General features: G+C 71.2%; 13 protein-coding genes and 2 tRNA genes. 7 read left to right on the top strand and 8 right to left on the bottom strand.

The genetic code is table 11. The annotated features are described in order from the left end of the window. Positions 1-28: 28 nt before the first annotated feature. From AB0E98_RS29040 to AB0E98_RS29020, 5 genes are all read left to right on the top strand, one after another. Entirely contained in the window at positions 29-1,099 is a 1,071-nt protein-coding gene (locus tag AB0E98_RS29040; protein WP_361708266.1) for a 2-aminoethylphosphonate ABC transporter substrate-binding protein, read from the top strand. A gap of 119 nt (positions 1,100-1,218) precedes the next feature. Beyond that, complete coding sequence (locus AB0E98_RS29035; protein WP_361708264.1) at positions 1,219-1,998, top strand: HAD-IIA family hydrolase; 780 nt, start codon at positions 1,219-1,221, stop codon at positions 1,996-1,998. Positions 1,999-2,136: 138 nt separating this feature from the next. Next, the gene (locus tag AB0E98_RS29030; RefSeq protein WP_361708261.1) at positions 2,137-2,772 is read left to right on the top strand and encodes a hypothetical protein; all 636 of its coding nucleotides are present in this window, start codon (positions 2,137-2,139) and stop codon (positions 2,770-2,772) included. Positions 2,773-2,795: 23 nt separating this feature from the next. Further along, entirely contained in the window at positions 2,796-3,485 is a 690-nt protein-coding gene (locus tag AB0E98_RS29025) for a class F sortase (protein ID WP_361708258.1), read from the top strand. Positions 3,486-3,660: 175 nt separating this feature from the next. After that, positions 3,661-4,713: a glycoside hydrolase family 6 protein gene (locus tag AB0E98_RS29020; protein WP_361708255.1), complete on the top strand. Its 1,053-nt coding sequence runs from the start codon at positions 3,661-3,663 to the stop codon at positions 4,711-4,713. 25 nt (positions 4,714-4,738) lie between these two features. Here the strand turns inward: AB0E98_RS29020 and AB0E98_RS29015 are convergent, their stop codons facing one another. The 3 genes from AB0E98_RS29015 to AB0E98_RS29005 form a co-directional block, all read right to left on the bottom strand. After that, on the bottom strand, positions 4,739-6,703 hold the full coding sequence (locus AB0E98_RS29015; RefSeq protein ID WP_361708252.1) for a kelch motif-containing protein: 1,965 nt from the start codon (positions 6,701-6,703) through the stop codon (positions 4,739-4,741). Continuing rightward, positions 6,700-8,550 (bottom strand): cellulose synthase catalytic subunit, encoded by a 1,851-nt coding sequence (locus AB0E98_RS29010; protein ID WP_361708249.1) that lies wholly within the window; start codon positions 8,548-8,550, stop codon positions 6,700-6,702. Before AB0E98_RS29010 ends, AB0E98_RS29015 begins: the two co-directional genes overlap by 4 nt. Positions 8,551-8,894: 344 nt before the next feature. Next, positions 8,895-8,968: transfer RNA gene (locus AB0E98_RS29005), tRNA-Lys, on the bottom strand. A gap of 173 nt (positions 8,969-9,141) precedes the next feature. Here AB0E98_RS29005 and AB0E98_RS29000 point away from each other — a divergent pair. Then, a complete protein-coding gene (locus tag AB0E98_RS29000; RefSeq protein ID WP_361708247.1) occupies positions 9,142-9,912 on the top strand; it encodes an NlpC/P60 family protein in 771 nt (256 codons plus the stop codon). 116 nt (positions 9,913-10,028) lie between these two features. Then, entirely contained in the window at positions 10,029-10,619 is a 591-nt protein-coding gene (locus AB0E98_RS28995) for a lytic polysaccharide monooxygenase auxiliary activity family 9 protein (protein ID WP_361708244.1), read from the top strand. A gap of 96 nt (positions 10,620-10,715) precedes the next feature. Here AB0E98_RS28995 and AB0E98_RS28990 read toward each other — a convergent pair whose 3' ends face one another. From AB0E98_RS28990 to AB0E98_RS28970, 5 genes are all read right to left on the bottom strand, one after another. Then, a complete protein-coding gene (locus AB0E98_RS28990) occupies positions 10,716-11,576 on the bottom strand; it encodes a cytochrome c biogenesis CcdA family protein (RefSeq protein WP_361708242.1) in 861 nt (286 codons plus the stop codon). Beyond that, a complete protein-coding gene (locus AB0E98_RS28985; RefSeq protein WP_361708239.1) occupies positions 11,573-12,337 on the bottom strand; it encodes a DsbA family protein in 765 nt (254 codons plus the stop codon). Before AB0E98_RS28985 ends, AB0E98_RS28990 begins: the two co-directional genes overlap by 4 nt. Before the next feature lie 76 nt (positions 12,338-12,413). Further along, positions 12,414-12,815 (bottom strand): hypothetical protein, encoded by a 402-nt coding sequence (locus AB0E98_RS28980; protein WP_361708237.1) that lies wholly within the window; start codon positions 12,813-12,815, stop codon positions 12,414-12,416. A 191-nt stretch (positions 12,816-13,006) separates the two neighbouring features. After that, complete coding sequence (locus AB0E98_RS28975; protein ID WP_361708234.1) at positions 13,007-13,462, bottom strand: hypothetical protein; 456 nt, start codon at positions 13,460-13,462, stop codon at positions 13,007-13,009. A gap of 143 nt (positions 13,463-13,605) precedes the next feature. After that, positions 13,606-13,679 (bottom strand) — tRNA-Lys (locus tag AB0E98_RS28970). Between the last annotated feature and the right edge of the window lie 10 nt (positions 13,680-13,689).

Here is a 13,689-nt window from a genome sequence, read left to right as displayed (position 1 = left end):
GGTATCTCCCGAAGGAGTCCGACACGTCATGCCTCGCTCCCTCAAGCCCCGCCCGCTCGCGCTCGCCGCCGCGCTGTCGGTCCTCGCCCTCGGCACGACCCTCACCGGCTGCGGCGCCTCCGCCGCGGGGAACGCCAAGGAAATCACCGTCTACAGCGCCGACGGCCTCAAGGCCGAGGACGGCTCCGGCTTCTACGACAAGGTCTTCAAGGACTTTCAGAAGGAGACCGGAATCAAGGTCAACTACGTCGAGGGCGGCTCCGGAGAGCTCGTCCAGCGCCTGGACCGGGAGAAGTCCAACACCAAGGCCGACGTGGTCGTCACCCTGCCGCCCTTCATCCAGCAGGCGGACGGCAAGGGCCTGTTGGAGGCCTACACGCCCAAGGGATCCGAGAACGTCGCCGCGAGCGACAAGGACCCGAACGGCAAATGGACGTCGATCGCCAACAATTACCTCTGCTTCATCTACAACTCGATGGAACTGAAGAGCACTCCGCCGAAGACCTGGAAGGACCTCCTCGACCCGAAGTTCAAGGGGAAGCTCCAGTACTCCACCCCCGGCGTCGCGGGCGACGGCACCGCCGTCCTGATCAAGGCCATGCACGACCTGGGCGGCAAGGACAAGGCCATGGCCTTCCTCAAGGACCTCCAGGCCAACAACGTCGGCCCCTCGAAGTCGACCGGCCAGCTCGCCCCCAAGGTCGACAAGGGCGAACTCCTGGTGGCCAACGGCGACGTCCAGATGAATTTCGCGAACATGAAGTCCATGCCGAACCAGGGGATCTTCTTCCCGGCCGGCGACGACGGAAAGCCCACCACCTTCGCCCTGCCTTACGCGGCCGGACTGGTGAAGGGCGCCCCGCACGACGAGAACGCCAAGAGGTTCCTGGACTACCTCCTCACCGAACCCGTCCAGAAGGCCGTGTCCGGCGTCGGCGGCGGATTCTCCTCCCGCACGGACGTGAAGGCCACCGACCTCAGCGCCACCTCCCTGGCGAACCTCATGAAGGGCGTCGAGATATTCCGCCCCGACTGGGCCGACATCGACAGGAATCTCCCCTCCTATGTCAACGCATGGAAGGCGGCCACCGGCAGCTGATTAAGCTTGGGGGTGTCGGGCGACGCCTGGGGGTACCTCCCAGCGGTAGCTGGGGGAGGTGTCGTCCCGGCGTCCCCGACCCGTCCCCGGCGACGGGCACAGCACGGCAGGAGTCCGCAGTGGCAGAACGCAAGCCGATCGAGTCCTGGCTCACCGACATGGACGGCGTCCTCATGCACGAGGGCATCCCGGTCCCCGGGGCCGACGCCTTCATCACCCGGCTACGGGAGTCCGGCAAGCCCTTCCTGGTGCTGACCAACAACTCGATCTACACCGCCCGCGACCTCCACGCGCGCCTGAAGCGGATCGGCCTGGACGTGCCGGTCCGCAACATCTGGACGTCCGCGCTGGCCACCGCCCAGTTCCTGGACGACCAGCGGCCGGGCGGCACCGCCTACGTCATCGGCGAGGCCGGCCTGACCACCGCCCTCCACGACATCGGCTACGTCCTCACCGACGCCGACCCCGACTACGTGGTGCTCGGCGAGACCCGCACCTACAGCTTCGAAGCCCTCACCAAGGCCATCCGCCTGATCAACAACGGCGCCCGCTTCATCGCCACCAACCCCGACGAGACCGGCCCCTCCGCCGAGGGCGCCCTCCCCGCCACCGGCTCCGTCGCCGCCCTCATCACCAAGGCCACCGGCCGCGAGCCCTACTTCGTCGGCAAGCCCAACCCCCTGATGATGCGGGCCGGCCTCAACGCCATCGGCGCCCACTCCGAGACCAGCGCCATGATCGGCGACCGGATGGACACCGACATCCTGGCGGGCCTGGAGGCCGGCATGGAGACCTTCCTGGTGCTCACCGGCCTCACCCGGGCCGAGGAGGTCGACCTCCACCCCTTCCGCCCGTCCAGGGTCGTCGACTCCATCGCGGACCTCGTCGAGCTCATCTGACGCCCCGCCCCGGCCGGGCCCGCGCCCCCGCGCTGACCCGACCGGCTTGGATGATCGTCAAATGGAGCAATACGGCTACGGAGCGGATGCGTCCACGGACATCGCCGGGTGAACCTCGGGAGTACCAGGAGGTTCACTATGGATGCAGTCCGCTCCGCCCTCTGCGGGGCCGTGATCGCGGCGGCGCTCGTCGCGGGCGCGGGCCCCGCCCACGCCAGCGACGGGCCCGTCACCATGTCCGGGACCATGGAGCTCACCCCCGTCACCACCCGGCCCGGCGCCGAGGTGCAGCTGAGGGTCTCCGGCTGCGCCGGCGAGCGGGGGACCGCCACCTCCGAGGCGTTCGTCTCCGACGCCAAGCTCGCCAAGGACTCGGCCGGGCTGTTCGCCGAGGCCACCATCCGCGAGGCCGTACGCCCCGGGACCTACCCGGTCAGGGTCAACTGCGACGGCACGGAGGCCACGGCCGAGGGCAGGCTGACCGTCGTCACCGACGGCTCCGACGCTCGCCGGGACGACCACCCCGACGCCGACCACCCAGCCGCCGGCTCCCTCGCCGACCGCGACGACCACGGCACCCTCACCGGCCGCGACCGCCGGATCGGCCACTCCTCACCCGTCGCCCCCGTCCCCGCCGGAGGCGGCGGCAGCACCTCCCACGCGGCCGCCGTGGAACCGCCCGACACCGCCGGCCTCGTCCTCGCCGCCACCACCGCGGCCATCGCCGGCGCGCTGATCTGGCACCGGCGCCGCACCGCCGCGGCCCGGCGCTGACCAGGCGAGGACGGACGACCGCCATGGACGAGGACCGCCCCGGCGGCACCGGCCGGATGCTGACCGGCACGGCCTGGGCCGCCCTGCTGGTGGCGCTGTGGCTGTGGGGACGCGACATCACCGAGGTGCCCATGGCGACCGCCCCCACCACCGGCGACGTGGCCGCCGTGGGCCGGCCCGCCGACCCCGCGCTGCCACCGCCCCACCGCCCCCTGGCCGGGAGCCGCCCCCAGGGCCTGACCATCAAGGCCATGAACGTCCACGCCCCCGTCGAGGACCACGGGCTGACCCCCCGGGGCGCGGTCGACCCGCCCCCGTACGCCCGGCCCGGCGCCGTCGCCTGGTACCGGGACGGGCCCCGGCCCGGCAGCCCCGGTGCCGCCGTCCTCGTCGGCCACCTCGACACCGACCACGCGCCCGCCGTCTTCTACGGGCTCGGCGGCATCCGGCGCGGCACCGAGGTCGACGTCACCCGCGCCGACGGCTCCGTCGCCGAGTTCACCGTCGAGGACGTCTCCGTCTTCACCAAGGAACGCTTCGACGCCGCACGCGCCTACGGACCCCGCGTCAAGGACCGCGCCGAGCTGCGCCTCATCACCTGCGGCGGCTACTACGACCGCGACCGGCGCACCTACAGCGCCAACGTCGTCGTCTCCGCCTATCTGACCGGCGCGACGGACCCCGCCGCCACGGGATCCGGCCGTGCGGCCTGAGACCCCGGCCGGCGGCCCGCCCGAGCGCATGGGCACCCGCCGGCCGGGTCGCCCGACAGAGCGACCCACCACGTGTCGTGGCATGACTGCCCCCGGGCGTGGGCACGTCTGTGCCAGCATGGGGACGGCGCTTCCGTCAATCACCTCCACAGGCAGTACACCCAAGGGGGAGTGGATGTACCGCAGTTACTCCGGCCGCGCGCGCCGGGGCCGCAGGGCATGGGCGCGGACGGGAGCGACGGCGGGGGTGCTCCTGCTCCTGGCGACCACGGGCTGCGGCTCCTCGGACGACTCCGGCGCCCCCAGGAAGGACGCCCTCGCCGTCCAGGCCCCCTCCCAGCTCCCCAAGTCCACCTCTCCCTACTGGGTGAACCCCGACGGCACGGCCGCCCGCGAGGCCCTCCGGCTCGGCAAGGCCGGCAAGGCCCAGGACGCCGCGCTGATCGCGAAGATCGCCGCCCAGCCCGTCGCCGAATGGGTCGGCGCCGACGACCCGGACGCCCAGACCCGCGGCTTCACCGAGGCCGCCGCGGCCGTCGACCGCGACGCGCTGCTGGTCCTCTACAACATCCCCCACCGCGACTGCGGCCAGTACTCCCAGGGCGGCGCCTCCGACGGCGACTCCTACCGGGCCTGGCTGGACAAGGCCGCCGCCGGCATCGGCGACCGCAGGACGACCGTCATCCTCGAACCCGACGCCCTGCCGCACATGGAGGACGGCTGCACCCCCCAGCAGTTCCACGAGGAGCGCTACGCGCTGCTCAAGGACGCCGTCGGCAGGCTCAAGGCCCTCCCGAGGACCAAGGTCTACCTGGACGCGGGCAACCCCAGCTGGGTGACCCCCGCCGACCGCATGGCCGACCCGCTGCGCCGCGCGGGCATCGACCAGGCCGACGGCTTCGCCCTCAATGTCTCCAACTTCCAGACCACCCAGGACAGCAAGGAGTACGGCCACCGGATCTCCGGGCAACTGGGCGGCAAGCACTTCGTCATCGACACCAGCCGCAACGGCAACGGCCCGCTCTCCGGCGGCCACGAGAAGGCCTGGTGCAACCCCTCCGGCCGCGCCCTCGGCGCCCCCCCGACCACAAGGACGGGGGACGCGCTGGTGGACGCCTACCTATGGGTCAAACGGCCCGGGGAGTCGGACGGCACCTGCAAGGGCGGCCCGGACGCCGGCCAGTGGTGGGAGAACTACGCCCTGGAGCTGGCCCGCAACACCCGCTGACCACCGCCGGCGCCCGGGCCCGCGCTCACTCCCCGCCCTGCTCCCCGGATGCCTTCTCCGCCACCGGCACCTTGATCCACACCGCCTCGGACGGGGTGCCCTTGCCGTCGATCAGCTCCAGCATGTACCAGCCGGGCGGTACCAGGGACGGGTCCCCGGGCACGGTGACGGTCACACCGTCCGCCGACTTGGCGAGGTCCAGTGCGATCGAGCGCTGCTCGATATTGGTGACATGGGTGAAGGACCCCGGCCGGATCAGCCGCGCCCGGGAGATCGCCTCGGGGGCGCTGGTGCGGTACGAGGTCCGCTCGCCCGGCTTGACCGTCCGGGGGCCGGTGTCCTTGAACCCGGGGCGCTCGTCGCGGAAGAGATACGGCGGCGTGTAGAGGTCGATCTGCTGCTGGAACGTACCGGGCCTGGTGTTGTCCTTGTCGCCGAACAGCGAGTCGGAGCCGAAGGTCATCACCCTGCCGTCGGGCAGCAGCAGGGCACCGGAGTGATAGTTGCGGCCCACCAGCGGATCGGCGACGCGACGGGTGGAGTTGGCACCGGGGTCGTAGAGCTCGGCCCCCAGGACGTTGGACTGGCTGCGTCCCCGGTAGTCGCCCGAGCCATTGGTGGTCAGCACGGTGTCGTCGGGGAGGATGACACTGCTGGGATAGCGGACCTCGGCGTAGAGGTCGGGGCCGTCGTGGAAGCGCGGCTTGTCCTCGCGCAGGTCCACGATGCGGGTCTTGGCCGTGGACTTGCGGTCCTCGCCCACCCCGCCGCCGCCGAGGACCATGAAGCGCTGCTCCTGGGCGGGCGGCAGCAGCACGGACATCGAGGTCTCCAGGACGTCCGGATCGCTGATGCCGGGCACTTCTGTGAACGCGTTGCTCTCCAGGTCCCACAGGCCCGGGGTGCGGCCCTTGTCGGCCGGGCCGTAGCCCGCGTTGGAGCCGGTGTAGAAGATCTTCCCCTTGTCGGCGAGGAAGAGGGCCGGATAGGTGGGGAAGAACCGCTCCTTGGGGAGGTAGGACCACTTCTTGGTCCTCGGGTCGTAGACCTCGTTCTTCCCGGGGACGACCTGGCCGATCTCGTCCAGCCCGGAGACCGAGAGCACCCTGCCGTCCTGGAGCGTGGTCAGGGTCGGGTACCAGCGGGCCTCCTCCATCGGGTCGACCGTGATGTAGCGCTCGGCCACGGGGTCGAATTCGAAGGAGTCCTTGATGCCCTGGAAATCCTTCTTGTCGAAGGAGAGCTTGTTGGCGATGCCGTAGTTGTTCCGGTCGTCGACGCCGGTGAGGCCCTGGATGCGGTAGTTGTCGGTGGTCCCCGTCTCGTACTTGGGGCCCTTGTCCAGGGCCTCCACATAGACGCGCGCGGTACTGGCCGTGACCTTGACCTTGTCGCCCTCGCCGGTCTTGGCGGCGCGCGGCACGAGGACGGCGTCCTTGGACTCGAAGGTCTTGTGATTGGCCTTGCCCGTGAAGCGGGTGCCCGCCGGGAAGGTCATCGGCTTGTCGGGGTTCTCATTGTGGACGATCATCAGGCCGCCGGCCTTGGTGACGTCGCCGTTGAGCTTCTCGTAGCGCTGGGTGCCGCCCGCCACCAGGAGCCTGCCGTCCGGCAGCTGGGTGTGGCCGGCGCAGAACAGGTCCTTGGGCGTGGGGATGTTCTTGAAGGTGTTCCCGCGCGGGTCCCACAGGACCGTGCGGAAGGACTTGGCCTTGAAATTGGCGGCGTTGTTCCCGGAGCCGGCCACGAGGAGCACCTTGCCGGTGTGCAGCAGGGCGGCGTGAATGGTGTTGATCCGGTATTCCCGGGGGACGTCCACGACGTCCCAGTGGCCGTTCTCCGCCTTGTAGGCGGGCTGATTGATCTTGTATGTGTGGTACCGGTCGGCGGTGTAGTCCCAGAGCGCCGGGCCGTTCATTCCCGCCAGGGCGAACACGACCGCCGCACCCACCGTCGTACGACGGGTGCGGCGGCTCGGTTGGAATCTCATCGCTGACGGGCTCCCTCGGGATGCTTGGCGCGGTACAGCGTCCACGACCACGCGACGATCGGGGCCACGGTGACCGCGAGGGCGAGCGAGGCCCAGGTGCGCATGGCCACATGGGTGTGGCCGAGGACGAAGGAGGCCACCAGCGACCCCCCGAAGACGAGCAGGAAGAACAGATGGATGCGGAAGGTGCCGAAAAGGGTGTCGGGGCTGGCCGAATCGCCCTTGGGCGTCACCACGAACGAGCTCTTGCGGCGCAGCACCGCGTCCGTCAGCGAGCGGGCGTAGATCGGCGCGGAGAGCGCGGACATCACCATGCCCGCGAGGCCGCCCGAGCCCTCGGGCTCATGGGGGGAGACATTGTGCCGGCGGTTCCAGATGTAGAGGCCGATCTGGAGGGCCGCCGCGTCGCTGTAGAGCATCATCCAGATCTCGGAATCGATGGAGATGCCGGAGGCTCCGAGCCCCAGGAAGAGCGCGCAACTCAGCGCTCCGAGCATCCAGTTGAGTGCTGTCATCGGATAATAGATGACCATCAGGGTGTAATTGAGGAACTTCCCCGGCGACAGGGTGAAGGGGCCCTTCCAGTACTGCTTGATGATGGTCTCGTAGGTGCCCCGGGACCAGCGCAGCTGCTGGGTGAAGAAGTCCGTCCAGGCGTTCGGTCCCTCTCCCACGGCGAGGACGTCGGGGGTGTAGACCGAGCGCCATTTCCGGCCCGTCCCCGGATTGCGGTGCCGGTGCAGCTCGAAGCCGGTGGCCATGTCCTCGGTGATCGAGTCGTAGAGCCCGCCGATGCCCTTGAGGGCGCTGATCCGTACGGCGTTGTTGGTGCCCACGAACATGGGTGCGCCATAGCGGTTCCCGGCGCGCTGGATCAGCGCGTGGAAAAGGAACTGCTGGCTCTCCGCCGCCTTGGTGACCGCCGCCTCGTAGTTCCCGTACACCTGGGGGCCGACGACGAAGGCGATGTCCGGGTCACGGAAGTAACCGAGCATCCGTTCGAGGAAGTTGGGCAGCGGGACATGGTCGGTGTCGACGGACGCGAAGAAGTCGTACTCGTCGCCGTGGGCGTCGAGCCAGGCGTTGTAATTGCCGTGCTTGGTGCGGGCGCGGTGCGGGCCCTTCGGCTGGTTCCATCTCTCCACGCCCTTGCGGGAGAAATGGTGGACGCCCAGGCGCGCGCAGACGGCCTTGACCTCGGGGTCGTCGCCCTCGTCGAGCAGCCAGACGTGCACGGGCCCCCGGTGACGGACCCTGACGGCCGCCTCCAGGGTCCTGGTGACCATCTCGATGGGCTCCTTGCCCGGCACGAAGGAGGTCAGGAAGGCCACTTTGGTGCCGGTCTCGGGGACGACCGGTATCGGGTCGCGGGCGACGAGGGTGGCGTGGGCGTTGGACGTCACGTTCAGCGTACGGAAGAGCTCGATCAGCCCGATCGACACGAGCATCACGGTGTCGAGGGCGCGCATCAGCGGTGTGCCGTGCTCCCGCTGGGTCCAGTGGGCGGGCTGCATCAGCCAGATCAGCAGGCCCAGCGAGACCACGGGCGCCGCGCCGAGCAGCAGCGCCGCCTGGACGCGGTGCGGCTCGTCGGCGAGGAGGCTGCGGTAGCGCACCCGGTACGGGCCGGGGTCCTGCGGTGGCCTGCTCAGCGGGCCGGCGAGCCGGCTGTAGTGCTCGTAGTCGAAGCGGGGGAGGGGCTCGCGGCGACGGGGCGGCGACGTCCGTCTGGGCGGATGGGGCCCCGGCGGCGGGTCGTCCGCGCCGGCCGGGGCCGGCAGGTGCGGGCGTGCCGTCACCGATGGGTCGTAGGGCTGCTGCCGGGCGTCGGCAGGCGTGGACGTCATGAGTCATTCCCCCCGCACGCATGCTCACTGCGCGTGTGTGCCGTTTCGCGGGCCCCCCGGCCCCCCCTGGCCGCGCGCGGGCATGCCCCGCGCCGGCTCCCTGCGGCGCCACCCAACTCCCCGTTGGCGACGTGACATTGGGTGAAGTCGTGCGCTTTAGGATCTCGGACCGCGCATCATGATCGCAAGGGTGAAACAAGGTGTTTACCGGGCAAAGCGGTACGTCGAACGAAGATGCTTACGAATGTTGCGGAAGTGGTCATCAATGATGCGTGTAGATGTTCGCATCGAACAGAGAACGACTCAGGGCTCCTCACCGATGGTGAGGAGCCCTGAGTCTCGCGTGCGCCGCCAGGGACTCGAACCCCGGACCCGCTGATTAAGAGTCAGCTGCTCTAACCAACTGAGCTAGCGGCGCCTGCTGACAGAGAAGACTCTACCCGACGCCCGGGAGTGCCTCCGACCGCGGTGGCTGCCATGCCCGAAAATCGGGCGATATTTATTACGGAGGGTGACTCTCTCGCGACATGCGGTTCTCCTTGGCCGCTGAGAAGCTGTGCCGAGCGGAACCGAGGGAAAGGCGGCGGGGAGATGCCCGAGGAGATACCCGCCGGGCGCGGCCGGCACCGGCGCCCCCGGCTCACCGGGCGCCGGGCGGCGATGGCGGCCGCGGGGGCCGTGCTGCTCGCCGGTACGGGCACGTTCGCCCTGGCGACCGAGCGGCCCGATCCCCTCCCGGACCCGGTGGCCGTCGCCGCCGACGACCCGGACGGCGGCCCGGCCGACACCGCCCCCGAGGACCTGCCCGCCGATGTGCCCCCCGAGGTCCTCGCCGACACCGACGACACGACCGCCGTCGACGGCGACGACGTCGCCGATCAGGGCGGCGGGACCGGCGAGAGCGCCAGGATCCGCGGGCTGGAGCCCGCCATCGCCTTCGCGCTGGGCCATCTGGGTGACCCTTACGCCTACGGCGGCGCCGGCCCCCACCGCTGGGACTGTTCCGGGCTCGTCCAGCAGGCGTACCAGCGGGCGGGGGTCCGGCTGCCGCGGCTGGCGGCCGACCAGTACCGCGCCACCCGGCGCATTCCGCGCGGCGCCCTCGCCCGTGGCGACCTGGTCTTCTGGTCCAGCGACGGCCGGGCCTCCGGGGTGCACCACGTGGCGATCTACCTGGGCGGCGGGCGCTATGTCGAGGCGGCCCGCCCGGGGACCCGGGTGCGGATCTCCAGCCTCGCGTACTTCGACGCGCGCATGTACGGCCGGATCGAGTCGCCCGACCATGACGGTTCCGGCTGGGACGAGGAGGCCGGATCGCCGGTCACCTGTACGGGCGATGAGGAGCACTGCGACCGAGGGTGACGTCAAGACCCCAATTTTGGCCTGGACATGACCGTTGGCCGGTACTAGCGTCACTCTTGGTCTAGACCGCAATCCACTCGGCTCACAGAACCCCCCACGTTCTCGAGGAGTGACGTATGCGCAAAAGGATCAGTGCGGCGATCATCGGCCTGAGCGTCGCCTGTATCTCCCTCGTCTCCACCGGAAGTGCCAACAGCCACGGCTACACCGACGCGCCCACCAGCCGGCAGGTGTTCTGCGCCCAGGGCGCGGTGAGCGACTGCGGTGAGATCCAGTGGGAGCCCCAGTCCGTCGAGGGTCCCAAGGGCTTCCCGTCCCACGGCCCGTCCGACGGCACGCTCTGCGCCGGCGGCAACAGCCGCTTCGCCGAGCTCGACGACCCGCGCGGCGGGGAGTGGCCGGCCACGAAGGTCTCGGCGGGGCAGGGCTACTCGTTCCGCTGGAAGCTGACGGCCCGCCACGCCACCACGGACTTCCGCTACTACATCACCAACGACCACTACGACCCGAACCGGCCGCTCACCAGATCCGACCTCGACCCCCAGCCGTTCCTGACCGTCCCCTACGGCGGCCGGATCCCCGACGCCACGGTCACGCATCAGGGCACGCTCCCGGCGGGGAAGAGCGGCAAGCAGCTGATCCTCGCCGTCTGGACCGTCGCCGACACGGGCAACGCGTTCTACGCCTGTTCGGACGTCCAGTTCTGATGTCTCCGACGTCACCGACGTCCGGATCCTGACGGTCCCCGAGAGGACCGCCGTGGGGTGCCCGTCCGCCGGGCACCCCACGGCGGCACCGGGGGCCTACGGGCCGTCGGTGCCGTCCGGTCCGCCGGAGGCGGACTCGCCGGGCCCGCGCCGCAGCGCGAACCACGCCAGCGCGCCCGCCGCCACCAGCGCGAGCACGGCCAGCAGCGCGTAGTCCGGCACCGCGCCGCCCACCCGGGAGACCAGCTCCTCCAGCCGGAACTCCTGCTCGGCGTCGACGAGCCCCGGCAGCCCGGTCGTCCCGCCCCAGCCGAGGAAGAGCACCCCGATGGCGATGAAGAACAGGCCCGACACCAGCGAGGTGGTGTGCAGCCGCAGCCGGCCCAGGCGCAGCTCCCGCCCGCGCAGCCAGCGCCGCTGCCCCAGCTTGAAGCGGTCCCAGAGCAGGGCCAGTGCGAACAGCGGCAGCGCCATGCCCAGCGCGTAGACGGCGAGCATCGACGCCCCGTGGAGGGGGTCGCCGTCCACGGCCGTCACGGTCAGCACCGCGCCGAGGATCGGCCCCGCGCAGAAGCCGGCCAGTCCGTAGACACAGCCCAGGAGGAAGGTCGAGGCGGCCGTGCGCGGAGTGATCCGCCCCGCCGCCGCCTGGGCCTTCCTGGAGGCGAAGCCGAGCCCCACGATCTGGGCCGCGCCCAGGGCGATCACCACCCAGCCGCCGGTGGTGATCAGCAGATCGCGGTGGCCGTTGAAGAGCCGGCTGGCGGCGGTGGAGGCGGCCCCGAGGGGGACGAGCGTGGTGGAGAGCCCCAGGTAGAAGACGCCGGTGCGGGCGAGGAGCCTGGTGGGGGTCGCCAGGGAGTAGGCGAAGAACGCGGGCAGCAGCAGCGCGCTGCACGGGCTGACCAGGGCGAGGACGCCGCCGAGGAAGGCGGCGAGGTAGCCGATGTCGGTCACTTGCCCGACTTCCCGGCGGCCTCCTTGACCGCCTTCGCCTGGGCGATGGCGGCCTCGAACTCCTTCATCGGCTGGGCGCCCGCGAGCGGCCGGCCGCCGACGAGGAAGGACGGGGTGCTCTGCACGCCGAGGGCGTAGCCCTCGTCCTGGTCCTTCTTGACCGCGGCCTCGGACTCGGCGCCGGACAGGTCGGCGCGGAACTTGCCGAGGTCCTTCACACCGGCCTTGCCGGCCATGTCGACGAGCTTGTCCTCGGCGAGCGCGTCGCCCTTGCGGAGCTTGGCGAAGAGCTCGTCGTGGAACTGCTGCCAGCGGCCCTGCTGCCCGGCGGCCCAGGAGGCGCGGGCGGCGCGCTCGGAGTCCTTGCCGAAGATCGGGAAGTTGCGGAACTCGATGCGCAGGACGCCCGCGTCGACGTACTTCTTGACCAGCTCGGGCTGGGTCTCCCGGGTGAAGCGGCCGCAGTAGGAGCACTGGTAGTCGGCGTACTCGACCAGCACCACGGGGGCGTCGGCCTTGCCGATCGCGAGCGGGTCGCCGTCCTTGCGGCGGCTGGTGGCCTGCTCGAACTTGTCGTAGGTGGCCTGGTTGGGGTCGAAGGACGGCCCGGAGCCGGCGGCGGGCCTGTCCTTGCCGGAGCCGCCGGTGTTCTTGGCGATGGCGATGCCGGCGGCGACGACCGCCACGACGAGGGCGAGGACCGCGCCGATGGCCGCCAGGCGGCGGGAGGGCGTGGAGAGGCGTGCGGGACGTGCGGACATGAGGAGGGGACTCCCTGGGTCGTACGGAATCTGGGTATGCCGGAGCACGGCCCGGCGTGGGCCGTGGTGGGGCGGTCTAGATCCGTAGGACGGGGAGCAGCTCGGCGCGGTCGGCCGCCGTCACGGGCGGCGCCCTGGGGGCGGTGACCTGCGGGGCCCGGGCGCGGGGGAGCGCCGTGCGGGCGGTGCCGGGGGCGCTGAGCGGGTCGGCCTGGGCGTGCGCGACGGCGGCCTCGGCGCCCTTGAGGGGCGTGTCCTGCTGGCGGCAGCTGCCGCCGGTGTCCGTGACGTCGGTACGGGGCCGGAGCTCGGGGGAGACCGGGACGGCCGGGTGCTGTGCCCGGGCGGAGACGGCCGGGACGGAGCCGCTGCCCGTCGCGTACGCGGACGAGCCGGCGCCGCAGACGACCGGGCCGAAGAGGACCGCGAGGAGGAGCAGCAGCGCTGCGGCTGCCGTCGGGCGGCGGTGCTGCGGCACGTGCCCTCTCCTCCCTGTCCTGGCCGGCCCTGTCCTGGCCGGGCGCCCCGGGACCGGCGCCGGGGACGGCCTTCCATGCTACGGGCCGTCCGCCCTCCCGCGACCGCGCGTCCGCACGGTCGGCCGTGACGCGCGTCCGTAAAGGGTGTCTACAGGGGGCGTCCGTAGGGGGCGTCCGTACGCCGGGCGGGTCACGCCCGGCCGGCGGCGATCGCGCGCAGGGCCGCGCGCTGGCCGAACCAGAGCAGGTAGACCGTGGTGGCGGCCATCACGACGGCGAAGCCGAGGTGGCCCGCGACCCCGGTCACGGCCAGGCCCGCCGCGCCGAGCGCCAGGTGGCTGCCGAGGCGCAGGGCGACCAGACCGAGGGCGATCTTGCGGGTGCCCTTGCCGCGCCACAGCCGCTTGGCCAGCTTCAGCCGGGAGCGCAGCACGGTCAGCGAGGCGACGAGGTTGACCAGGGCGAGGGCGCCGAGCACCCACAGGCTCTGCGGGTACGCCTTGAACAGGTCGTAGGCGGCCGACATCAGGCCCTCGAAGCAGAAGAACCAGGTGGGGAGCGGCTTGATCTCCTCACCGGCCTCGACGGCGGTGCCGGCGGTGCGGGTGGTGGTCGCTTCGGCGGCGGTGATGGTCTCGGTCGTCATGGGAAGAAGTCTTCCGGGGCGGGCGGTGCGCGGGCAGGTCCGGGAATCACCGGCCGCCGATGACATAAGTCATCGGCCGTCCCGCCGTGGCCGGGGCATACATCGAAGGCCCTCACCGTGTGGTGAGGGCCTTCGACCGTCTGTGCGCCGCCAGGGACTCGAACCCCGGACCCGCTGATTAAGAGTCAGCTGCTCTAACCAACTGAGCTAGCGGCGCCTGCTGACGT

It is taken from the genome of Streptomyces sp. NPDC037389 (assembly GCF_040636475.1).
In the GTDB taxonomy this organism is placed as follows: Bacteria; Actinomycetota; Actinomycetes; order Streptomycetales; family Streptomycetaceae; genus Streptomyces; species Streptomyces hesseae.
Note: the sequence above shows the minus strand (reverse complement) of the source record. Positions and strands in the feature narration are given on the sequence as shown.

Coding starts and splice junctions, on each gene's coding strand:
- AB0E98_RS29015 (WP_361708252.1), bottom strand. CDS start 6,703: ATGAGATTCCAACCGAGCCGCCGCACCCGTCGTACGACGGTGGGTGCG.
- AB0E98_RS29010 (WP_361708249.1), bottom strand. CDS start 8,550: ATGACGTCCACGCCTGCCGACGCCCGGCAGCAGCCCTACGACCCATCG.
- AB0E98_RS29020 (WP_361708255.1), top strand. CDS start 3,661: ATGTACCGCAGTTACTCCGGCCGCGCGCGCCGGGGCCGCAGGGCATGG.
- AB0E98_RS28975 (WP_361708234.1), bottom strand. CDS start 13,462: ATGACGACCGAGACCATCACCGCCGCCGAAGCGACCACCACCCGCACC.
- AB0E98_RS29025 (WP_361708258.1), top strand. CDS start 2,796: ATGGACGAGGACCGCCCCGGCGGCACCGGCCGGATGCTGACCGGCACG.
- AB0E98_RS29030 (WP_361708261.1), top strand. CDS start 2,137: ATGGATGCAGTCCGCTCCGCCCTCTGCGGGGCCGTGATCGCGGCGGCG.
- AB0E98_RS29000 (WP_361708247.1), top strand. CDS start 9,142: ATGCCCGAGGAGATACCCGCCGGGCGCGGCCGGCACCGGCGCCCCCGG.
- AB0E98_RS28995 (WP_361708244.1), top strand. CDS start 10,029: ATGCGCAAAAGGATCAGTGCGGCGATCATCGGCCTGAGCGTCGCCTGT.
- AB0E98_RS28985 (WP_361708239.1), bottom strand. CDS start 12,337: ATGTCCGCACGTCCCGCACGCCTCTCCACGCCCTCCCGCCGCCTGGCG.
- AB0E98_RS29040 (WP_361708266.1), top strand. CDS start 29: ATGCCTCGCTCCCTCAAGCCCCGCCCGCTCGCGCTCGCCGCCGCGCTG.